Source organism: uncultured Anaerococcus sp. (genome assembly GCF_947253225.1).
Classification (GTDB): Bacteria; Bacillota; Clostridia; order Tissierellales; family Peptoniphilaceae; genus Anaerococcus.
Genome location: NZ_CAMXYR010000010.1, coordinates 12,433 through 34,732, shown reverse-complemented (window position 1 = coordinate 34,732; position 22,300 = coordinate 12,433). Strand labels below are relative to the sequence as shown.

29 protein-coding genes are annotated in these 22,300 nt (G+C 34.4%); all 29 read right to left on the bottom strand.

All coding sequences use genetic code 11. From position 1 onward, the window contains the following. Nucleotides 1-113: 113 nt before the first annotated feature. Nucleotides 114-923 carry an N-acetylmuramoyl-L-alanine amidase gene (locus Q0W95_RS02590; protein ID WP_297789646.1) on the bottom strand — a complete coding sequence of 270 codons (810 nt, stop codon included), beginning with the start codon at nt 921-923 and terminating at the stop codon, nt 114-116. Further along, nucleotides 924-1,325 carry a phage holin family protein gene (locus Q0W95_RS02585; protein ID WP_297789644.1) on the bottom strand — a complete coding sequence of 134 codons (402 nt, stop codon included), beginning with the start codon at nt 1,323-1,325 and terminating at the stop codon, nt 924-926. 1 nt (nt 1,326) lies between these two features. Next, on the bottom strand, nt 1,327-2,232 hold the full coding sequence (locus tag Q0W95_RS02580) for a hypothetical protein (protein ID WP_297789641.1): 906 nt from the start codon (nt 2,230-2,232) through the stop codon (nt 1,327-1,329). After that, nucleotides 2,226-2,717, bottom strand: coding sequence for a hypothetical protein (locus Q0W95_RS02575; protein WP_297789638.1), 492 nt, complete (start codon nt 2,715-2,717; stop codon nt 2,226-2,228). Before Q0W95_RS02575 ends, Q0W95_RS02580 begins: the two co-directional genes overlap by 7 nt. Continuing rightward, nucleotides 2,704-4,575 carry a hypothetical protein gene (locus tag Q0W95_RS02570; protein ID WP_297789634.1) on the bottom strand — a complete coding sequence of 624 codons (1,872 nt, stop codon included), beginning with the start codon at nt 4,573-4,575 and terminating at the stop codon, nt 2,704-2,706. Before Q0W95_RS02570 ends, Q0W95_RS02575 begins: the two co-directional genes overlap by 14 nt. Beyond that, nucleotides 4,575-4,937 carry a hypothetical protein gene (locus Q0W95_RS02565; protein ID WP_297789631.1) on the bottom strand — a complete coding sequence of 121 codons (363 nt, stop codon included), beginning with the start codon at nt 4,935-4,937 and terminating at the stop codon, nt 4,575-4,577. Before Q0W95_RS02565 ends, Q0W95_RS02570 begins: the two co-directional genes overlap by 1 nt. Next, entirely contained in the window at nt 4,937-8,002 is a 3,066-nt protein-coding gene (locus tag Q0W95_RS02560) for a phage tail tape measure protein (protein WP_297789628.1), read from the bottom strand. Before Q0W95_RS02560 ends, Q0W95_RS02565 begins: the two co-directional genes overlap by 1 nt. Nucleotides 8,003-8,064: 62 nt before the next feature. After that, nucleotides 8,065-8,388 (bottom strand): hypothetical protein, encoded by a 324-nt coding sequence (locus Q0W95_RS02555; RefSeq protein ID WP_085875989.1) that lies wholly within the window; start codon nt 8,386-8,388, stop codon nt 8,065-8,067. Between the two features lie 38 nt (nt 8,389-8,426). Continuing rightward, nucleotides 8,427-8,591, bottom strand: coding sequence for a hypothetical protein (locus Q0W95_RS02550; protein WP_004816339.1), 165 nt, complete (start codon nt 8,589-8,591; stop codon nt 8,427-8,429). A gap of 17 nt (nt 8,592-8,608) precedes the next feature. Continuing rightward, entirely contained in the window at nt 8,609-8,965 is a 357-nt protein-coding gene (locus tag Q0W95_RS02545) for a hypothetical protein (RefSeq protein ID WP_008901313.1), read from the bottom strand. 2 nt (nt 8,966-8,967) lie between these two features. Continuing rightward, a complete protein-coding gene (locus Q0W95_RS02540; RefSeq protein ID WP_009431460.1) occupies nt 8,968-9,564 on the bottom strand; it encodes a major tail protein in 597 nt (198 codons plus the stop codon). Beyond that, the gene (locus tag Q0W95_RS02535) at nt 9,554-9,901 is read right to left on the bottom strand and encodes a hypothetical protein (RefSeq protein WP_297789612.1); all 348 of its coding nucleotides are present in this window, start codon (nt 9,899-9,901) and stop codon (nt 9,554-9,556) included. Before Q0W95_RS02535 ends, Q0W95_RS02540 begins: the two co-directional genes overlap by 11 nt. Then, nucleotides 9,894-10,274, bottom strand: coding sequence for an HK97 gp10 family phage protein (locus Q0W95_RS02530; RefSeq protein ID WP_070611488.1), 381 nt, complete (start codon nt 10,272-10,274; stop codon nt 9,894-9,896). Before Q0W95_RS02530 ends, Q0W95_RS02535 begins: the two co-directional genes overlap by 8 nt. Next, nucleotides 10,271-10,603 carry a phage head closure protein gene (locus Q0W95_RS02525; RefSeq protein WP_297789607.1) on the bottom strand — a complete coding sequence of 111 codons (333 nt, stop codon included), beginning with the start codon at nt 10,601-10,603 and terminating at the stop codon, nt 10,271-10,273. Before Q0W95_RS02525 ends, Q0W95_RS02530 begins: the two co-directional genes overlap by 4 nt. Next, complete coding sequence (locus tag Q0W95_RS02520) at nt 10,603-10,875, bottom strand: head-tail connector protein (RefSeq protein ID WP_233047279.1); 273 nt, start codon at nt 10,873-10,875, stop codon at nt 10,603-10,605. The genes Q0W95_RS02525 and Q0W95_RS02520 overlap by 1 nt, the downstream gene beginning before the upstream one ends. 10 nt (nt 10,876-10,885) lie before the next feature. Next, nucleotides 10,886-12,076 (bottom strand): phage major capsid protein, encoded by a 1,191-nt coding sequence (locus tag Q0W95_RS02515; RefSeq protein WP_297789603.1) that lies wholly within the window; start codon nt 12,074-12,076, stop codon nt 10,886-10,888. A gap of 4 nt (nt 12,077-12,080) precedes the next feature. After that, entirely contained in the window at nt 12,081-12,767 is a 687-nt protein-coding gene (locus tag Q0W95_RS02510; RefSeq protein ID WP_297789600.1) for a head maturation protease, ClpP-related, read from the bottom strand. Further along, nucleotides 12,757-13,995, bottom strand: a complete 1,239-nt coding sequence (locus tag Q0W95_RS02505) for a phage portal protein (protein WP_366800475.1) — start codon at nt 13,993-13,995, stop codon at nt 12,757-12,759. Before Q0W95_RS02505 ends, Q0W95_RS02510 begins: the two co-directional genes overlap by 11 nt. 104 nt (nt 13,996-14,099) lie before the next feature. Beyond that, the gene (locus tag Q0W95_RS02500) at nt 14,100-14,525 is read right to left on the bottom strand and encodes a MarR family transcriptional regulator (RefSeq protein ID WP_297789594.1); all 426 of its coding nucleotides are present in this window, start codon (nt 14,523-14,525) and stop codon (nt 14,100-14,102) included. A gap of 1 nt (nt 14,526) precedes the next feature. Further along, complete coding sequence (locus tag Q0W95_RS02495) at nt 14,527-14,946, bottom strand: hypothetical protein (RefSeq protein WP_297789591.1); 420 nt, start codon at nt 14,944-14,946, stop codon at nt 14,527-14,529. Nucleotides 14,947-15,034: 88 nt separating this feature from the next. After that, complete coding sequence (locus Q0W95_RS02490) at nt 15,035-16,624, bottom strand: terminase TerL endonuclease subunit (protein ID WP_297789588.1); 1,590 nt, start codon at nt 16,622-16,624, stop codon at nt 15,035-15,037. Nucleotides 16,625-16,715: 91 nt separating this feature from the next. Then, entirely contained in the window at nt 16,716-17,003 is a 288-nt protein-coding gene (locus tag Q0W95_RS02485) for a transcriptional regulator (RefSeq protein ID WP_297789584.1), read from the bottom strand. Between the two features lie 96 nt (nt 17,004-17,099). Further along, complete coding sequence (locus Q0W95_RS02480; protein ID WP_297789581.1) at nt 17,100-17,405, bottom strand: hypothetical protein; 306 nt, start codon at nt 17,403-17,405, stop codon at nt 17,100-17,102. 90 nt (nt 17,406-17,495) lie between these two features. Further along, a complete protein-coding gene (locus Q0W95_RS02475) occupies nt 17,496-17,720 on the bottom strand; it encodes a DUF4314 domain-containing protein (RefSeq protein ID WP_297789579.1) in 225 nt (74 codons plus the stop codon). A gap of 45 nt (nt 17,721-17,765) precedes the next feature. Continuing rightward, a complete protein-coding gene (gene dcm / locus Q0W95_RS02470) occupies nt 17,766-19,208 on the bottom strand; it encodes a DNA (cytosine-5-)-methyltransferase (RefSeq protein ID WP_297789577.1) in 1,443 nt (480 codons plus the stop codon). Beyond that, nucleotides 19,201-20,436 (bottom strand): site-specific DNA-methyltransferase, encoded by a 1,236-nt coding sequence (locus Q0W95_RS02465; RefSeq protein ID WP_297789575.1) that lies wholly within the window; start codon nt 20,434-20,436, stop codon nt 19,201-19,203. The genes dcm and Q0W95_RS02465 overlap by 8 nt, the downstream gene beginning before the upstream one ends. Then, complete coding sequence (locus Q0W95_RS02460; RefSeq protein ID WP_297789573.1) at nt 20,433-21,215, bottom strand: S-adenosylmethionine synthetase N-terminal domain-containing protein; 783 nt, start codon at nt 21,213-21,215, stop codon at nt 20,433-20,435. Before Q0W95_RS02460 ends, Q0W95_RS02465 begins: the two co-directional genes overlap by 4 nt. Before the next feature lie 5 nt (nt 21,216-21,220). Further along, nucleotides 21,221-21,793 (bottom strand): P27 family phage terminase small subunit, encoded by a 573-nt coding sequence (locus Q0W95_RS02455; RefSeq protein WP_066130546.1) that lies wholly within the window; start codon nt 21,791-21,793, stop codon nt 21,221-21,223. A gap of 118 nt (nt 21,794-21,911) precedes the next feature. Beyond that, complete coding sequence (locus Q0W95_RS02450) at nt 21,912-22,268, bottom strand: HNH endonuclease (RefSeq protein ID WP_036755911.1); 357 nt, start codon at nt 22,266-22,268, stop codon at nt 21,912-21,914. Between the last annotated feature and the right edge of the window lie 32 nt (nt 22,269-22,300).

The window sequence follows — 22,300 nt, the reverse complement described above, 5'->3', positions numbered from 1 at the left end:
GTAATATTACAGCTCTTAATATATGCCATATGAAATATTAAAATCGGACGGCAAAATAAAAAAAGACTTAATGGATTTCTAATTTAAAAATCCATTAAGCCATAATCATTTTATTAAATTAATTCATTTACTCTTTTCTGAACTGCTTTATAATCATACCCAGCGTTAGTTAACCTTCTTTTTCTTTCTTCTCCATTTCCCCACTTTCCACTTATAACTTCTTTTGCTAACTCTTCGATTGTCTTTCCAACTGGATATACTATCTTGCCATTAACATCGAATACTTTTAATCCGAATCTATCAGCACATCTTTTAGCATTATCTAAATTCTTAAATGCACCTTTTTGACTTTTAGCTTCAGACCAAGATTTTCTAACTCTATATAGTCCACTTGTTGGTTTACTGACAGTATTATTCCCTCTGAGTCTTTTATTTACTTCATTTGCTATATATGGAAACTTGCTGCCAAGATATGGTCCTGGACAGTTAGTGTTTTTATACCATTCGTGTTTTTGAAGTACACCATCCTTACCTCCAGTATATGTGCAGGGATAGATTCCATTTCTCTTACAGATGTCTGTCACTAAATCAATTAGTCTATTTAAAACATAACCAGAAACTAACCACTGAGGTCCTCTCGTAGAGTTCCCTACTTCAATTGTTACTGCTTGGTTGTCACACCAAGAAGATGAGGTTGTCCACGCTCTATTAGATTCATCAACCCCTAAAACAATAACCCCGTCTGAACCTAAGTTGTAGTTAGCCGATGCTCGTCTTGACCTTGGCACAAATATTCCAGCAAGATTTCTACCATTTATAACTCCAGCTGCGTGGTGGATTGCTATTTTAGTAATCTTCTGATTTCTTCTACCACTATGGTTAGGTGAGAGAATTGCTGCTTGTACTAATGGACTATTACTCATTTATTTCTCCTCCTTGAATTGTTCTAAAATCGCCTTTAATTTTTCTGGCACTGGCAATCCTAAAGCTACAGAGTTTTCCAAAATAGAGAGCCCTTCATTTGCTATATAAAAAAAGATGATGGCTGTTCTTATCATTGTTCCATCACCTTTAATTAAATTTACATCACATAGATTTGCTATTCCTACAACTATAAAAATCATAATCTTTTTAGCTATCCCTTTAAAACCTATGGATGAAGACAACTTTCTTTCGACCCCTGCTCTTAAAACCCCTGTTAAATAGTCAGCTATTACAAAAGCAAGAAGTGTGTAGATAAAAGCATCTACACTTCCAAGATAAAATCCCAACCATCCTCCAATGGCTGTAAAGTATACTTTTAATATTTCTAAAAACTTATTCATTTTATTCCTCCTCTGTTAGTGTGTAAGTTATTTTCATTGTCTTATCTGCCGTTTTTAATATAGGACTTGATAGGTTATTAATTGTTCCAAGATATTGTGTGTGAAGGAATAGAAGTTTATAAAGAGTATAATTTCCATAACCTGCATCGGTATCAAAACCAATCATAAATGGACCAATATTAATTAAAGGCGTAGTTAAAAACTTCATATCAACATTAGCTGTATAAATAACATTGTCATTTTTATCAATTAAAAACTGCCTGGTTGCTACATAATCTCCATATTTGTAAAAATACTGATTTGTATACTCTCCTCTTAAAATATCGACTTCGCTTTCCAGATTAATTAATGTAATATCAACTGGATTATTAATATTTATTTTATAAACACCATTTTTTTTGTAATTTAAACAATACAAGTATTTACCTCTAACCACACTTCCTATCGTCCTGTAATGGCTTTCATTTTCAGAACTTGGATATCTACCTATTCCTTGCAGTTGTACATTTTCTAACACCCACTTATCTTCTGTAAATGAAAAATCTTCCTTCTTAATCTTTATTGTATATATTTCAGCATTTCCCCTGCTGTTCGATTCCCCTTCCGTTGAAAATCCATACCAATATCCATCTTCCCCATCATGGAAGGAACAGTTAATGCTATATCTACTAGGGAAAAATTTTTCAGGTTTAATATAATTTACTTCAACATCTTGTGTAGGCATACCTAAAATCGTATCATTAAGTCCTATATTGAAAAATGACTCTTTAATTTTAGCTATTTGAATTTGTCTATCGGGCATAGGCCAAATAGAATAAAAACTTTGGTCTTTTAAGTTTACTTCAACAAGACCTGCATAATAAGATAGAATAGCTTTGTCTGTTTTTGTACTAACCTTGTTTAACATAAGAATTCCTGATTCTCGTCATAAGAGTTCCCATAAAAGCTTTTGCCTCCTCTATAATGAGTTAAAGCTAAGGACGAAATCCTTCCATTTCCTTGTGAGGTTGAAAAGTCCCATATAAATTTATATCCTCTATCTATTGGTTTAGATTCCGTTAAGTTAGCAGATCCTCTTTTGGAATTGTCAGTATCATTAACATCATTTGATGCATAACCAATAATTGGATTGTCTGAAGGTGCAATTATTTTATTTGGATCCTCCTCCAAGGGATTTTCAAATAATAATATTCCACCATAACATTTATTAGCTATGGGAAATATTTCATCTTTAAACTGAACTGTTCCATTATCTAATGGATACATAAGACCTGATGGATTCAGTCTTAATAAATCTGGGACTGCGTTCGTTATTAAGTTTTCATCTTCATATATTTCCTTCCTATTTGTCCTTACATCAGTTAGTTCAATGACTGATTTACCCTTGAGCATTTCTTTCCTCCTTATCTTTAAATTCTGTAGTTATTTCTTCTTTATATTTTCCAAGCACCAACCCCTGATATTTAAATCTTCCTACCTTTTCATTAAATACTAGTGGTCTTGGGACTTGGCTTTCTACTTTGTATTCAGCTTTCAATTTCCTAAGCTGGAGTGAATGACTAAGTTCTATTCTCTTCCAAGATTCATCAATCTTAATCTTTCCATCCCAAGCTTCTGTTGATCCTAGAGATTGACCAGATATAGCTGCAATAGCATTATCTTTACCTATCATCGCTTGTCCTGATTCAAGCCTAATAAGGACCGAGAAGTTGTTCATAGTCTTTTCCTGAAGTTTGGTTAATGGGTAAAATAGATTTAAAATATGATCACCACTTAAGTAAGTTTCTTTTGGAATGTGATGCTCTATTTTCGTATCATTTAAAACATAAGTAACAACTAGCCTTGTTGGTATTTCTATGTTTTCAATAAAGTCTAATTCCTCTACTTCTTCTTTTTCTTCGTACTTTGGAGGATCATAGGATTTTCCATCTTTATTTAATACCTCTACTTGTTTCTTGACCTTTCTAGATATCTTTCTAGTTTTTTCTTCAGTATCACAGATGATATTTAACAAGATAGATGCATTAAAAATTGCCTCCGTTTCTTTATTGGAGGCAAATTCTATACGAATTATTGGTGTGTCTGTGGTAGAAAGATTAAAGGCAGAATAATTTGAATAGGCATGAACTACCAACTTTTCCGATTCAATCTGATTTAAAAGTCCTACTATATTTTTATCATTCTTGCTTTTGGCCTTTGATAGATATGGATTCTTACCTACGCCAAGAATTCTATGCTTGCTATTTATTTTATATTCAATGTCAGTAATAAGTCCTTCAATCTTTTCTTCTTCGTAAGAAATAGCTATTCTGTCACCTACATCAAGACTTGGGTCTCCTATTGTTACCATATCAAAAGGTGTGTGATGAATTTTGCAAATTTCAGTAAGAAGAGCCTCACACATTCTTTTTCTTTTTTCTGGAAGTCCTAACTGCATCAATGGATTTATTCCAAGATTCATAGTTAGGCCATCATCATTTTCTAAAGAGTAGTATTCAGCTATTTTAGTCTTTGCATTTGTTGAGTTGATGGCTGTATATCTTGTCTTAAAATCTGATATTGATGAAGAAAATCTTTCTCTCGTTTTAATTTCAGTTGATATACTTTCTGCATACTTCTTTAAAACCAACTTACCATCACGACCAATCCCCGCAAAAGCACCAAGAGTAGATGCTACATAGTGAATAAAGTCTCTGTAGGTTTCTATATCATGGTCTTGATAAATTGCCAAAACTTCCTCACCATTTACAAAAGCTTTCACGTCATCTTCTGTCATACCTAGTTCTACCTTGCACTTCTCACATGAAAGACTTAGTAATTCAAAAGCTGTACCAAAGGTATCTGTCACTGGGAAATTCTTATCAAACCTAAGCATATAGTCATAACCTTTTAGTTCTAATATTTTCTTAGACCTATTTGCCTCAGTAACATCAAATATTCCCATTGGTATGATTTCTATCTTTTTATTTTCTAATTCTTGATGATAGAATAGTTCTAATTTGGAATCCTCTAAAGAATACCTATCTATATTTGAAAAAAGGCTAATTCCAAACTCTCCAGCATAAACTGTACCTATTTCAAGTTCAGAAGATCCAGAGCATGAACGATGAATGTATCCAGACCCTTTAAGAATATCTTTATTGGTAAAGGGAATGATTGTTTCATCTTTTAAGATGATATTTCCCGTCCAGTAAAATTTACGAGAGTTCTTTTTTATAACTGTTTTATATTCTTCACTTGTTGGATACATTAGTATTCCTCCAAAGAAAAAGATACTTCCCACAATCCCTTATAAGAAGTATCTTTTATTAATTTGACTTGTAACTTGTCTATATACATTTGTGACTCTTTTAGTTCTAGTGTTTCTGTATCTAAGTATTCAACTTTAAGATTAGGCTTATTAGCAAAACTACTCAGTGTCTTTACAAGCTTAGGACTGCATGAAAAACCTACAGATATACTTGCTACTTTGTTTCTAACAATATCCCTTTGAATAGTACCTGCCTCTGTTTCTCCTCCAGTATCTGCCTCTATATCTCTAAACTCCAAATCATAAGAATTTGGTAGAGGTAGGTCTACTCCTTCAATAATTAAATATGATTGATATTTCATTACCTACCTCCGCTCCTTAAATTCTTACGCATGGATGCATTAACAATAACTTCATCAAGGAGAGTTCCACCAAAATAAACTGGTATAACTATATCTCCTGCATTTTCTGATTTTAAATTGATATTTGCAAATGCATCGGATATTTGTCTTCCTATATCTACTCCATTTACAGCAGATTCTTTATCGTGTCCCCCTATGCCAACAGCTGATATATTGGGACTTAAAACCATATCACTTGCAACATTTTTCATTGAAGATTGTACTAGTCTCCTGCTCTTTTCTATACCCTTAGATAAACCTTCCATAAAGTCTGGCATCCAAGATTCATAATCAGTTAGTGGGCCAACATCTGGAACTGAAAAGTGCAAGTAAGACCTAATAGTTGATGCTACATTCGATACAGCCGATGTCACATTGCTAATCGCACTTCTAATCCCTCTAGCAATTCCATTAATCATATCTGCTCCCCATGTATAGGCTTGAGATGCCAAATTTTTAATATGATTAACCGCATTATTAAATCCATTTCTAATAGTGGACTGAATATTTGACATAGTCGATGAAATACTTGATCTCATCGAATTAAATGCAGACGATACTGCTGACTTCGCGGAATTTACTGCAGATGAAATAGTCGACTTTATGGAATTCCAAGCAGATGAAACAAAGGATTTAATATTATTCATTGTTGATGAGATAAAGGTCTTTATCCCATTCCAGATTGATTCAAGGACTGTCTTAATAGAAGTCAAGATAGTCTCAATTGTAGTTTTTATGTTTGTCCAAGATGTAGAAATAAATTCTCCAATGGCAGTGATGACTGTTGTTAAGAACTCTTTTAGTCCATTCCAAATGGTTTCTACTTTTACTTTAATTGCATCAAGAACTGTTGAAATTAAAGTCTTAATACCTTCCCAAGTAGTCCTGATAAACTCTCCAACTGCTGTAAATACTTCTGTAGTTGTAGTTGAAATAGCTGTCCATATATTGGTAAAAGTAGTTTGAATTCCTGTCCAGAGGCTTGTAAAGAATTCTCCTAAACTTTGCCATAGACTCTTGGCTCCCTCAATAAAGGTATTCCAAGATTCAGTTAGAAAAGTTGTTATAGATGTCCAGATAGTATTCCATCCTTCAGAAAGTCCATTCCACAGGTTGGCAAAGAAGTCCTTGATGCCTTTCCAAGTAGTCTTAACACCTTCAATAAATCCAGCCCAAAATTCTGATAGAAAACTTGTAATATCAGTCCAAGTGCTTGTCCAAGATTCTGATATTCCTTGCCAGAGGTTTACGAAGAATTCTTTTATTCCATTCCAAATAACTACTGTTGATTCTTTTATTGTTTCCCAAATAGAGATAAGACCTTCTCTAAACCAGTCACATTTCTTCCATAAAAGAACAAGTCCAGCTATTACTGCACCAATAGCAATAGGAACAATACCTATGGCTGATACTACTGCAGTGATTGCTGGTATAAGTGTACCTGTAAAGATTCCAACTATCTTAGTTATTCCTCCTACTATTAGAGGCCCTTTGGTCATAATAGTACCTATTGACCATATAAGTTTTCCTACAATCATTAGTACAGGACCAAGAGCAGCTATAAAAAGACCGATACCTGCAATAATACCTTTTACTGGTCCTGGAAGTGCATTAAGTCCATTTACCAGTTTTGTTAATATATCTACTGCTTTTCTAACAGCAGGCATTAAAAGTTCTCCAAAGGATATGGCTAATTCTTCTAAGGCAGATTGTAAAATCTTTAATTGACCAGCTAGGTTATCCTGCATAGTAGCAGCCATTTTTTCTGCTGTTCCATCTGCATTATAGATGGCATCACTCAAACTATTGTAGTCTTTCTCACTGGCATTTATGATTGCCAACATTCCAGACATGGCATTTTTACCAAATATCATGGATGCTGCTTGTGCTTTTTGAGTTCCATCTAAATTGGCAAAGGCAACTCTAAAGGTGCTTAGAGTTTCATCAAGTGAAAGGCCCTGTACATCTTCAATAGATAATCCCAACATGGACATTCCATTAATAACTTCTTTAGTTGGTGATGCGAGTCTTGTTAGTCCAGACCTTAAAGCTGTCCCTGCTTGTGAGCCTTTTATTCCTGCGTTAGCCATTAAACCTATAGCTACTGCTGTATCTTCAACTGAATAGCCAAGTGTCCCAGCAATAGGTGCAGCATATTTGAAGGTTTCACCCATTAATGAAACATTGGTATTGGCATTAGATGATGCAGCAGCAAGAACATCAGCAAAGTGAGAAGAATCTTCTGCTTTTAAACCAAAGGCTGTAAGGGCATCTGTTACGATATCTGAAGTAGTAGCTAAGTCCTCACCACTAGCTGCAGCAAGGTTCATGACTCCTTCAATACCACTAATCATATCTTTACTTTTCCAACCAGCCATAGCCATGTAGTTCATAGCCTCTGCCGCTTCAGATGCTGAGAACTTTGTTTTGGCTCCCATTTCACGAGCCTTTTCCCTTAGGGCATCAAAGTCGGACCCTGTTGCACCAGATACTGCTTTTACCTTTGACATACCAGAATCAAAATCTGATGCAGTCTTTACAGCTGCTACTCCAAGACCTGCTACTGCAAGAGATACTGGCATCATTTTTCTTCCTACGTTTTCTATATTTTGCCCTGTGTTTTGCCATTTTTCCCCAGTAATAGCTATGTTTTGCAGGGTTTGATTAGTGGTTGCCCCTTGTCTTTCTAGAGACTTTAGGGCTTGTTCTGTTTCAATAATCTCTCGTTTAAGGGCATCATATTGCTCTTGGGAAATCTTACCTTCTGCAAGAGCCTGTTCAGCCTGTTTTTGTGCCTCTTTTAATGATGTTAATTTATTCTTTGTTTCTTCTAGAGTCTGTCCTAATAGCTTATGCTTTTGGGAGATAAGTTCAGTGTTGCCAGGATCAAGTTTTAGAAGTTTATTGACATCACGAAGTTCAGATTGAGTATGCTTAATCTCCGTATTTACTTGTTTTAGTGCTGTCTGTAATTTGGTAGTGTCCCCACCAATCTCAACAGTTATCCCTTTTATTCTATTTGCCAATATCTCACCTCCTTAATTTTAAGCATCAAAAAAGCACCTACCATTTTGATAGATGCTAAAAATTAATATTCGTCATAAAATTCTTCGTCCATATAAAATCTTAACTCTAATTCATCATTTATAGCTTTTTGTACATCAGCTTGAGTTAATTTATTCTTTTTATTTTTCCTACCACCTATGATAAACATTATGTTATCATCAGCTGTATTGACTTCGTAATTTTCATATCTGCTGTCGAGAGCAATTAAGGTCATTTCCAGTTGATTAAAATAAATTCTTACAGTCTCTGGAGATTTATTATATTTTTCAACTGCCTCTAATCTAATTAATTTTGGAATTTGGTCTAAACGAACCTTAGGTGCTCTTCCTCTATTCTTTTTACCCACTGTATCACCTCTATTACAGTGATTATACCATAAGTAGATTAAAATTTATCAAAGTCTTCTTGTGTAGCTACTTCTTTGTATTTATAGTCATCATTATTCTTCTCTGTAAACATGTCATTGACCAAACCTATTGTTAATAAAGATAAATCAGAAACAGAAAGGCCAAGTTCTACTGCCCTCAACAGGAATAAGGGTGTAGTCATTGGTCTTTCTGTTGGTCTTACTTTTTTTTAGGAACTTCTTCCGATTTTATATTAAGTCCCCACAACTCAATTAGCTGAGGTAGAATTTGATAAATTGAAAAAGTTGAGAAATTATCTAACCATTCTTCTGGACTATCTGGCACAGATTTATCTCCATGCTTTGCCATTACATAGGCTATATTTTCAAATAGTTCTAATGAACCTATATCTAGATTAGATTTATCTTCATCATTTTTCTTCATGGACTTTTCTAGTTCCATTAAGTCTTTAAAGATATCCCTTCCAAATTTAAGCCTATAGATTCTTGGGATAGCTGCTGATGCACGGAAAACAACATCTTGTCCATCAATTTGAATTTTCTTTGTTAGTGCCATATTTATTTACCTCCAACACTTGCTCTTGAAGGTGTTACTGTAGTTTCTGTTGGCATATAGACTGACTTGTACCAACCATCATAAGTTTCCTTTGTAGTCTCTTCCCCTGTTCTAGCCTTTACATTTCCATTTGGAAGTGGTCTTGCTTGAATAGACAAGGTTTCTGGTTGAACTTCTCTTGATTCCTCGTTGGTTTCTCCCTCAAGGGTAGGTCTTGCTGCTGAACAGTTATACATGACGTGACGGATTTTCTTTTGGTCACCATCAAACTCGAATAACAATGCGAAGTTCGCAGTTTCAGAATTTGAAGACTCAATTAGAACCTTATTGGAATCTGATTTTTCCATCAAAACATCAGTCCTAAAGGATTCTGGAATAAGAGCGATTTCTAAATCTCCGTCATATCCCATATTGTTTGAAATAGTGTAGTATTCAATTCCATCTGCATAAAAGCTTTCAGGCTCTCCATTTGGATCTAGTGAAATTGAAACAGCACCAGGCATTGGCACTGGTGTCTTATATTTAATAACACCTTCTTCAGCTTTATCAAAGAGAGCGTAGTGTACGTTACAAATATTAAATTTAACTTTATTGGCCATTATTATTTACCTCCGTAATTTTTAAATTAAGTGTGAATTCATACAAAACTTCATAGAGTCTTTCTGATTCAATCCAAACTTCAGATTTTTCATAATAGACTTCTTCTCTATCAAGTATCTCTTCTATTTTTTCTTCTAGTTTTAAATCTTTCTTATCAGTATAAAGTTCTAAGTCTATCTGTGTGTTTTTATAAAAAACCACTCCATCTGCACCAAAGTGTTTATTTTTTGGAAATAGATAAACCAAAAATGGTGGGTCTGGACTTTCTCCTTCAGCAAAGTGAGAGTATGCAAATGGAAGTCCCATATCTTCAATTATTTTTAATAGCCTATCCATCTTGTAATTTCCTCATTATATTTTCTTCCAATTCTCTGACTCCTTTCTCTTCAGCTGGTCCAATGTGTGGCTTAGCAGATACTCTCCCACCCTGCCTTAGTACGTGACCTTTTTCAAGTAGATGAGCCAGTTGATATCTATTTCTTGAGTGAACTACTAGTTCTATTGAATTTGAAGTTTCTTTCATAGTTTTTACAGACCAAGATTTAGAATATTTCTTTGTTTCTCCTACAGGTGCATTTTCTTGTATGTCTTTTCTAATATTGCTACCAGCTTTTTTGACTTCCTTTTTGACTTCATCTGTTGCCATATCAGAATATTCTTCTAAGCCCTTCATTATTTCACTGGCTAGATTTTCAATTTTTACATTCATCTACTCACCTTCCTACATCTAAACTTTATAAGTCTATTTTTATAGTTCATAAAGTCAATTGAGATGATATTGTACTTTTCATCATCAAATAGAATTCTGTAATCTGAAGTATTAATGTTCTTCAGACTATTTTGAAATCTTACAGTAAAAGAAATGTCTGACCTGTCTACTTCCATTCCTAAAAAAACCTCTTCACCTTTTCCTTGAAAGGAAATATAGGCTGACGTTTCTAGATAATCCGTCCATACTGATTTATGGTTACCAATTTCATCTATCTCAACATTTTTATTTTGAAAGGTTATTTTTCTATTTAAATCCGATACCCTCATTAGAATTCAGCCTTTCTCATTCCAAACAATAAAGCCCTTAGAGTTAAGTTTAGTTCAGAATAGTCTGCCTCTTCTCGGTGTTCATAAAGATAAGCGGTCATATATAAGACAGCTATCTTTCCATTTGGATTTTTAGAAAGGTCTTCTTCACTATCAACCCTGGCTACATCCATGGAGTGTTTGATTGATGATTGGATGAGAGATTCAATCATCTCATCCTCATCATCAAAATCCACCCTTAAATAGGACTTTGCCTCCTCAAGAGTAATCATAATTTACTCCTTAGGCAGTAGCACCAATTTTTAATAGTTTAACTGCTTCTCTTAAAACTAAGATTCCATCAACTCTTTCTTTGCCTAAGAAACCTACCATTCCATTACCAGCAAATAGTTCCTTTAAGTCTTGGAAAGACCTATTTCCCCTATCTCCAATCTTGTAATATGAAAAATCGCCAAAGGCTACTGCAAGTTTTCCTTTTTCAGCTTTTGGAGCAAAGGCAGATGTATAGGCAGGATATCCTAAAAGTCTATCTGGTTCTCCATCCTTAAGTGATGGCTGCCAAATATATGCACCATTAACATCTTTAAGTTTTCTAATCTGAGCAACTGTTGCATCATTTAAAATGAAGGCTGCTTTCTTTCTATAAGGCCTATCTAAGGAGTAAACTAAATCAATTAGTTCATCTGCAGTAATTGTTTGAGCCTTTGTTGTTAGGCCAAGTTCTCCACCCTTTTTAGAATCAAAAATTCCCGTAGGCTTATTTACTCCATCTCCATTTAAGAAGGCGTCCTCTTCAGCATTTGCTAGCGCTCTAGTAAATTCTTCAGTGATGTATTTTTCTAGATTAAAGGCTGCGTCATATAGAAGTTCTTCAGTAACTTTAATACCAACATGGAGTTTATGTGCATCAAGAGATACTTGATCAAATGTGCCGTCTCCAAAGGTAAGTTGACCACCTTCTTCAACCCATAGGGCTGCTGGCTTTGTAGCTGCAATATTGATTTTATGAAGTCCTGAAGTTTGAACTTTTGTAGCTAATTTTCTTACAATATTTTCATCTTCAAGTCCATTTACAATATCTACTTCCATTTCTTCTGGAACTAAATATCCACCACTTTCATCTGTACCAACTTTTAATTCATTGGAAATATCTCTAAAGTTAGTTCTTAATGCCTTCATCATAGACTTCTTATAGACATTTCTTGTTCTCATTGGTTTATCTTCTTCATTAAAAGTAGCAGGTTCATTTGTTAGTGCTTCACTAGTAGGTTTTTCCAAGGATTTATCCATTTCTTCTTCCCTCATCTTTCTTTCAATTTCACGAGTATAATTCTCGATAGTCCTTTCCATCTCTTCATATGTCTTAAAGTCTTCATCAGACATTAGACCATTTTCATCTTTCTTAGATTCAGCAAATGCCTTTGCCTCATCCCAAGCTTTAGTTCTCTTTTCTAAAAGTTCTTTAATGTTCATATCTTTACCTCCAAGTATTTTTAATTTTGTTTAATCTTTCTTCTACCTCACTAATTGAGTGAGTCTTTACTTCTTTATTTATCTTTGTTAAGAGCGAGTTTGTAACTGCTCGTCTTGAAAAGACCATGTTTTTAACTTTTTCATCCTTTCTTTTGTCAATGAGAGTTCCATCACAAAAACCCATCTCAATAGCCTTGTTTTTATCAAACCAAGTTTCCCCATCCATTAGATTAGAAATCTCTTTTCTGGATAAACCTGTCTTAATCTCATAAGCATTGATGATTGATTCCTTAACTTCCTTTAACATATCAATTGCCTTTTGCATTTCTTTTGAGTCGCCAATTGCCACAGTTAAGGGGTTATGAATCATCATTAATGAAGTAGGACTCATCAACACTTCAGTTCCTGCCATTGCAATAACAGACGCAGCGGATGCTGCAAGCCCATCAATCTTAATGGTCACATTTCCCTTGTGCTCTAAAAGCATGGTGTAAATTCTCGATGCAGCTATACAATCTCCACCAGGGGAGTTGATCCACACAGTTATATCTCCACTTTTGTTTTTTAATTCTTCAAAAAAGAGCCTTGGAGTGATTTCATCATCAAACCAAGACTCTTCTGCAATAACTCCATCTATATAGAGTTCATTTGAATCCTTTTTCCAATTCCAAAATATTTTATTATTCTTCATTAGGATTTATTTCTTCTCCTTTCTGCTGATAAAAACTACCTGCCTTATCAAGCGGTAGCATATTTCCATTTACAAGATATAGGTCACCACCTTCTTCAGCTGAAATCCTATCAAGGTTTTCTAATTCTCTTATGTCATTTGCACTCATCCACCCATTCTGTCTTCCTACAGCATATCCATTCATTCTTGATTCATAGTCTCCTCTTAGAAGTCCATCAAGATTAAATTTAATAAAGTAAGATTCTTTTTCTTTCTTTGTTAGTAGTGCTCTTTCTAGGGATTGCTCCCAACGAACAATCCAAGGATCGAGAGTATATTTAACAAATTCAAGTGACTGCTGTTCTATATTTGAAAATGATGACTTCTCCAAGTCACCAATCATGTGAGGTGGTATTCTGAATATCCTTGCTATCTCATTTAACTGAAACTTTCTTGTTTCCAAAAACTGGGCCTCACTTGGCGCTATAGCTATGGGTTGGTATTTCATCCCTTCTTCAAGTACAGCCACTTTGTTGGCGTTCTTAGGCCCTTGAAAGGCTGCATTCCATGACTCCCTTACTCTCTCTGGATCTTTAATTATGCCTGGATGTTCTAAAACCCCACCTGGTTGTGCTCCATTTTGAAAGAAAGATGCACCATAATCTTCACAAGCCATAGCCATACCAATTGCATTCTTGGCCATTGTAATTGGCGAGTAACCAATAAGACCATCAAAACCAAGTCCAGGTATATGAAGAACATCTTCTTTTAAAAGATAAACTTCTTCTGATTTATAATTGTATTTATAAAAGATTTCTCCATCTTCACTTCTCATAACAGTCATTTTGTTTGGCATTAATGGATAAAGTCCAATTACCTCATTTCTCCCATTACGAATTATCTGAGCATAAGCATTGCCCCAAAGTAGAAGATGTGTCATTAGTGTTTCCCTAAATACAAAGGAAGTCATTTCAGTATTTGGCTCATCGTGTAAAAGAAAATATATGGCATGGTCTTTTGCTTTTTCCTTTGAGTTTGAATCTCCTCTTTTATATAAATGAAGAGGAAGTCCTGCTAATGTTTCAGCTAAAACTCTTACACAGGAATAAACGGCTGTCATCTGCATGGCAGTAAATTCGTTAACATTCCTTCCTGCTGTTGTTCTCCCAAATAAAAAAGACGATGAAGATATCCTCTCCCCGTCTTTAGGTTTGTCTCTTGACTTACCTGTGCCCTTATGGGTAAATATTAAGTTTAAAATGTTTATATTACCACCTCCTGATTTTAGATATAAAAAAAGCACCTACTAATGTAGATGCTTATATTGTTACATATTCTTAGATAAAAAGGGTTTTATTTGTTATCTTTTTCAAATTTATCTATTAACATTTCTAAACTTTCATAAACTAATTTATACTGATCATCTGTCCATTCTTTCGTTAGAGCTGTATTAAAATTTTGTAAGGCTTTGCTCAATGGTTCATATTTTAATCTTCCTTTTTCTGTAAGATATATTTTTTTATTTCTCCTATCTTCTGCATCTATTTCTCGACTTATATATCCTTTTTGTTCTAACGATTTAACCATTCTAGCTGTAGCTGCTTTATCTACCTTTACTATTTTTGTTAATTCTTCTTGAGTCAATCCATCTTTTTTTGTAAGTGCTATATAATATGGTTCTTCACCTACTCTTATATCAAATGGTTTAAGGACATCTTTTAATTCTTGTTGGATGCATCTAGCTAAATATGTTATAAGTTTTCCAATACTTTTTTCCATTTTATATCTCTTTTCCTATTAATGTTTTATCTAATATTACATTCCAAAAAATACTTGCCAAATATCCACACAAAACATTCATAGGAAAAGTAGAAAAATACATCTTCCAAAAGTTCTCATCATATCCTTTCATCTTCAATAATCCACTAATAGACATAATTGCAGTAAAATAGATTGCTGGTAATATTGATGAAATTATTAAGAAAATATTGTATGATTTTCCTCTATATAATTTTTTTGTTAATTTAGCTCCTATAATACCAGCCGGAAAAATTAAAGATGCAAAACTTGCAACTATCGATTGTAATAACATCATTGTTATTACACTTGGGATAATAATTTTTCCTGTATTAATCTGAGACATTATCACGCTCATTGTACTTCCCATTAGAATAGGGAAGATATATCTTTTATATTTCATAATTTACTCACCTTCCTTTGATGATTAAATTATACTTCTATTTAGTTGATTGGTCAACTATTTTTATTTATTCCTATATTACCACCTCCTAAAACACTATAAGACCTCTATCATCATAAATTGATTCACTTGTATCATTACCACTCCTTATAGCCCTATCAAGAGCCATTATTGTAGCAATTACACCATCAATTTTTTCTGTCGATTTTTCTTTGTCTGCTTTAATGTTTCCAGCAGGATCTGTTCGTATAAAAATATTATCCATCATCCATCTTAGAACTGGATGACCTCCATGGGCTATTTTTCTTTCAAGAGTTAGTTTCATCAATTCTTTTGTTGGTGGAGACATGTCTTTAAATCCTTGACCAAATGGAACAACAGTAAATCCCATACCTTCTAAGTTTTGAACCATCTGTACTGCTCCCCATCTATCAAAGGCAATTTCTCGGACGTTATATATCTCACCTAAGTCTTCGATAAATTTTTCTATAAATCCATAGTGGACTACATTACCTTCTGTTGTCATAATATAGCCTTGTTTTTTCCATAGGTCATAGTTTACATGGTCTCTTTTTACTCTTAGGTCGAGGTTATCTTCTGGTAACCAAAAGTAAGGTAATATTTGATATTTATCATCTTCATCTATTGGAGGAAAGACTAAAACAAAAGCTGTAATATCTGTTGTAGATGATAGGTCAAGTCCACCATAACAAACTCTGCCTTTTAGTTCTTCTTCATTAACAGTAAAGTTACATAGGTCCCACTTTTCCATAGGCATCCACCTAATTGCTTGTTTGACCCACTGGTTAAGCCTTAGTTGCCTAAAAGCATTTTCTTCAGTTGGGTTTTGTTTAGCTGATTCACAGGCTTGTCTTACTTTTTCTATAGGAACTGTAATTCCAAGAGATGGATTTGCTTTATGCCATACTTTTTCATCTGTCCAATCATCTTCTCTGTCTGCTCCATAAATCACAGGATAAAAAGTTGGATCAGTTTTTCTTCCTTCAAGTATGTCGACTGCCTTTTGGTGAGTCTCATAGCAGATTGATTTCGTATCTGTTCCAGCAGTTGTTATAAGAAAATATAGGGGTTGGGTTCTTGCATCACCAGACCCTTTTGTCATGACATCAAATAACTTTCTATTAGGTTGGGTATGAAGTTCATCAAAGACCACACCATGAATATTAAATCCGTGTTTAGAATAGGCCTCTGCAGATAAAACTTGGTAGAAAGAATTGGTAGGCTTATAAATCATTCTCTTTTGAGATGCTAGTATCTTTACTCTTTTAGAAAGGGCTGGACTCATTCTTACCATATCAGCTGCAACATCAAAAACTATAGTTGCTTGTTGTCTATCGGCTGCGCATCCATAAACTTCTGCTCTTTCTTCTCCATCACCACAAGTGAGAAGAAGTGCTACAGCAGCTGCAAGTTCAGATTTTCCCATCTTCTTTGGTATTTCAATATATGCTGTATTAAATTGTCGATATCCTGTATCTTTTACAATGCCAAATAAGTCTCTTATGATTTCTTCTTGCCAATCAATAAGCTTGAAATCTTTACCTGCCCATCTACCTTTTGTATGTTTAAGGCATTCTATAAAGGTAACTGCATAGTCTGCTTTGTTTTTATCATATCGGGATGTTTCAAGCATAAATCTACTTGGTTTATATTTCATTTGACCTCCTTCCTCTAAAAATGAGCATAAAAAATACTAGCCTTCGCTAGTTCACTACGAGAAAAAGAGCCTCGGCTCATTTTTCTTTATTTTATTTTTGTCTTGCTATGTTTAATTCTTTGTAAGCTTTCTTAAGTTCTATATCTAATGTCTCTGATTCTGCAAAAAGTTCATATTCTTCTTCGTTTAGACTTCCTTGTGACTCTTTCCAAAGTTCTTCATGAAGTTGGTCTGCACATTTCTTTGTTGTTCCTGCTATATCTAAAAGGTTAATTGCTAATCCAATATTTCCTTCTTTTGATTTTTTTATTGAGTTTTCTGAGTATCTTTTGCAGGCTTTGACTTCTGTTTCTAATCTTTCTAGGATATCTTTTTTCATGGTTACTCTCCTTTGCTTTTGTTATATACATATTCCCGTATAAGAGAGTATTAGTCAAGTCTTTTGTGCTTATAAATCGGCTATTTTTCAATCTTTTTAAAGGTTATCTATGAAATCGTTAAACCATTTTGCTCCAATCTCAAGCCTTATCATTGGTAGTCTTCCAAGCTTATTATATTTTAAACTTACTATCCTTAAGTCTTCAGGAAGGTTAGTTTCGTAAAACTGGTTGATTATTTTTCCCATTGTGATGTAAATTGTATCATCTTCAAGGTAGTCTTTTAAGTAATCTTGAAAAGCTAAGTCTCCATTTTCTCCTTCATAAAGTCCAAGCATTGTAATTGCTGAAGAGTCAATTAACTCATTTAAATCTTCTTGTGTTTTCATATATTTGTATGCCATTTTTATTCTCCTTATCTTTTTTTGTTATGTACATATTCCCGTACTATCGAAGATAAGTCAAGTAATTTTTACCTAAATATCGGCTATTTTTCAACCTTTGTCCGATATTTTTTCTATAATATCTTCCCTAAAAATAACATTTAATGTTGAACCATTATCCCATTTTACTAGGATCGATCCAATAGCATCAACACCATAAACTGTACCAAGAGTTCCTTTTGGTGGTGCTTGCACATCCTCCATCTTAATTAATTTAACTCTTGTTCCTGATGGATAAATTTCTTTTAATTTTTCTATAATTTCCCTTGAAATCATCTAATCACCTCTTACATACATATATTGCTCAAATACTAATTTATATCAAGTCTTATTTGATGTATTTACAAGACTTTTAAAGATATATATTGCACATGGAAGAGCAATACCATTGCCCCACATTTTATACTCTGCAGAATCAGTATGAGGATTTCTAAGCCATTTTAGTATCTGCTTATCTGTTTTCTTCTTTTTAAGACCTTTTATTTCTGCATCCTTATCAAAAACTTCTCTCCAAAAGGCCAAGTCCTCATCTGTTGGATTTTCTATTTCTAAGTTATCACACCAATAATCTGGGAATCCTTGTAGTCTTCCACATTCTTTTGGTGTCAGTCTTCTAACAAGTTTCTGATTAACAAGAGGTGGATCTTTATAATCAGTAGCCAGTAAAGGTGACGATATATTTTTATCTGCTTTTGTAAAATATGAGTTCTTACTCATTGAATAGGTATCTTCAACAATAGCTACACCTCCTTGATTCCTGGTAGGAGTATTTCCAGATGTATCTATAGTCCTTGAAACGTCACACTCGTAAATATTATGTCTTTCATTTTTAGTATTTTCTGAAGTTTGTCTTATATCGTAGACTACAAATGGTTGGTTATTACCACCTTGTCCTAAGTTTGATGCAAGTGTTTGTGTTTCTTTTAGTGGCCCTTTATACCTTGAGTCTTGACTGTGATTTTCAAAAACAAATGGTGCAATTCCACCACTTGCTCTCAAAGTTCCACTTTCATCAGAATAAAAGTCCATCCTTTGACCGCCTTGGTCATTTAGACAGATTGTTTTATTAAAGCTTTCTTTAATGGCTCCGGTATTTCTTTTCCCTTTCTCGCAGCCCTCTGAAGTATTCCCTGACAAGCTTTTTTGCTCAAATAATATTTCTCTGGAACTTCCTCCATCAAGATCTGCGACAATGAAGATTCTTCTCCTTCGTTGGGGCACTCCGAAGTATTTAGCATCAAGGACTCTCCAAGCAATGGAAAAATTATCTCCCATGATTTCTCCTGCACTTTGCCATTGCGATGGTCGAGAAAGTTTAACTTTGGAATCTTTAATTCTTGTAATTTCTTCAAGGACGCATCTAAAGTCTTCTCCTTTGTTTGATGAAAATGCTCCTGGTACATTTTCCCATAGTAGGTATCTTGGATACTTACCATTAGTTTTACACCTCATTTCTTTTATAACTCTTATGGCCTCATAAAAAAGGTTGGATTTTTTTCCTTCGAGTCCTGCCCTTTTTCCAGCAATTGATAAATCTTGGCAAGGACTGCCAAAGGAAATGATATCAACAGGTTCAATTTCAAACCCGTCGATATCTTTTATATCTCCTAAATGTTTAAATTGAGGTAGGTTTTTCTGTGTAACTCTTATTGGAAAAGGCTCAACCTCCGATGACCATATAGGTTTTATTCCACAAAAAATAGCAGCTAAAGGGAATCCTCCACTGCCGTCAAATAGTGAACCTAACCTTAGTTCTTTATTCATCTTTTACTACCTCAGAGTATTTATATTTTTTTCCATCTCTTAAAAGGCTTACATCTTTATCACTACCAACTAATTCAATAAATCTATTTACAATGACATCTACAAATTTTTCATCAAGTTCTATCATCCTACAAATCCTATCAGTCTGTTCACAAGCTATTAATGTACTTCCACTACCACCAAATGGATCAAGTACAATAGAGTTTGTCATTGATGAATTTTTAATCGGATATGATAAAAGTGGAATAGGTTTCATAGTAGGGTGGTCGCCATTTTTTCTTGGTTTATCAAATTCCCAAATGGTAGATTCTTTCCTTCCTGTGTACCAATTGTGTTTTCCTTTTTTCTTCCAGCCATAGAGGATTGGTTCATGTTGCCACTGGTAAGGACTTCTTCCAAGTACAAGGGACTGTTTCTTCCAGATACAAGTACCAGATAAATAAAATCCAGCATCTTGAAAAGCCTTTCTAAAATTAAGTCCTTCTGTATCTGCATGGAAAACATATATAGAGCCATCATCTGCAAGAAACTTTTCCATATTTAAAAAGGAGCTTAGTAAAAATTCATAAAATTTACCTTGCTCCATATTGTCGTTTTTAATTTTTCCGGCTGATCCTTCATAGTTTACATTGTATGGAGGGTCAGTGATGATAAGATTTGCCTTTGATTCTCCCATTAATTTCTCGTAGGTTGTCTCATCTGTAGAATCTCCACAAACAAGTTTGTGCTTACCTAATGTCCATATATCTCCAGCATTTGAAAAAGTAGGCTTTTCTAATTCTTTGTCAACATCAAAACCTTCATCTTCTGTATCATTTCCTAAGTCAAAAATATTTGATAACTCATCCGGCGAAAAACCAGTAAGTTCTACATTAAATCCATAATCTTCTAGGGATTCAATCTCTACTCTCAGTAATTCTTCATCCCAACCAGCATCAAGAGCCATCCTGTTGTCAGCTAAGATATAGGCTTTCTTTTGTGCCTCGTTTAGATGGTCTGCAAAGACACAAGGTACTTCTTTTATACCTTCTTCCTTTGCCGCCATAATTCTTCCGTGACCTGCAATAACTCCGTAGTCTTTATCAATAATTACAGGATTGATGAAACCAAACTCTCTAATTGATGATCGTAGTTTATTAATCTGGTCTTGTGAGTGAGTTCTTGCATTGTTTACATAGGGTACAAGTTTTTCAATATCGACTAATTTCATTTCCTTTGTTGTTATCATATTAACCCCCACTTTGCAAATTCCTCAAAACCACCAATAGAATTAATGTAGTTTCTAGCAATTTCTACAATTTCAGAATATGGTCTACAATCAATAGTTTCATCTCCAATTGCACAGGATAATTCAATCTCTTTATTTTCCTCTTGTGCCTTTAGGTAGGCATAAATATTAACTGATACATCAGCCTTGGATAGGTCTTTACCATGAAGACCACCACCAGTTACTGCTCGTCCCATATCTGAGCCGAGTTTTCTATTAGTCGCTCCAGTATCAACATCAAATCCTCCAGTCCAATCTCCTAATGGATTTACAATTGCTCTTGGATAAATTGATTTTAAAATTTCTGTAGATACATTTGACTGACAAATAATAAGTTTATCCCCATCAAGAATGTATTTTCCATCGTAAGGATAATTAGAATATATTTCACGAGCAATTAAAGATAGTCTCTTTTCTTCATCTGATGTATGTACTCCCTTAAAGATTCCATTGTCACCACATCTTATCTTTTCTTTTTGATTATTTGATAGGTGGATATCCTGTTCTACTAATTTAATATCTGCTTTGACATCTCCAGCTATCCTCTTAATTGCTGTTTCAATTTCTTTCTTATTCAACTTACAATCTGTTTCTATAATGACATGACAATTTCCATGCCCCAGCAAAACTTCAACTGCTATTTTAGGATTTTCCTTTTCTTTATATGATAAATCTACAATTGCACCAGCTATGCAATCAGCTATTTTATCTGGATGCTTTGGATTTACTTTTTCAAACAATATAATTACCTCCTTTGCCTTAGTAATTTTTCCATCATATCCTCCCCATAGTCTTCATAAACTTCTGTACAGTTTTCTTTAACTATGTCATAAATCTCGTACCATAAAAGGTTGGCTGTCTTTTGAAACTGGCTAGACATCTGTACAAAAGGGGATGCGATGACCCCTCCTGTAGTAGGATGCTTGCCTAATAGTCCAAATTGACTTATTGCCTCTTCACATTGAATGTATCTTGCAAAAGCCTGAGAGTAAGATTCTAATAATCTTGGATTTACTAAGTTCTCACAGTTTCTATGTTTTAACCAGCCCCAAGTCTCTTTATATATTTCATCGGCACCTAGTGGTATTCCATTCTTTTGTTTTGCAGATAGATAGTCACTTGGTGTAGGCATATCGGTTCCATCAAGAACTGCTCCGTCTGGTAAGTCAACTGCATCTATTTCTTCTGGAGTGAATGTTGGAATATCATTCATTAGTATTTCTACTTTTTTACCTTTTTCTATTTTTTCAACAGCAGGCTGTGGTTTCCCTCCTGCTTTTACTCGTCTTCCACCTCTGTATGTTCCGTCTTTAGCGATATTATCACCTCCATGTTTTTAATAGGGCGTTTGAACCCGTCTTTTTGTGCGTGAAAGGGCGGCACCGTTGGTATGGGGTTCAGTCGTAGAGATTAAGACTCCCCCTCCCCACGAAAAACTATCCCCCAAATCGGTCCCCACTCTTGGCATGAATCTTTGAGTGGCATGATTTACAAAGACTCATAAGGTTGTCTTCATCATTGGTTCCACCACGAGAAAGAGGAAGTATGTGATGTACTTCCTCTACCTTTGTCATTCTATTTTCTTTTAAACACATCTCACATAACGGGTGCTCTGATACATATCTTTTTCTAATAACTCTCCATGCTTTTCCATATCGCTTATGAGTTTTAGGATCACGTTTATATTTTTCATAGTTTTTGTTGTATTCTTTCTCATGTTTCTTGCAGAATCGTCCATCAACCAACACTGGACACCCTGGATAAGAACATGGTCTCTTAGGTTTTCTTGGCACATTATCACTCCATAAAGAAAGCCCTGAAGATT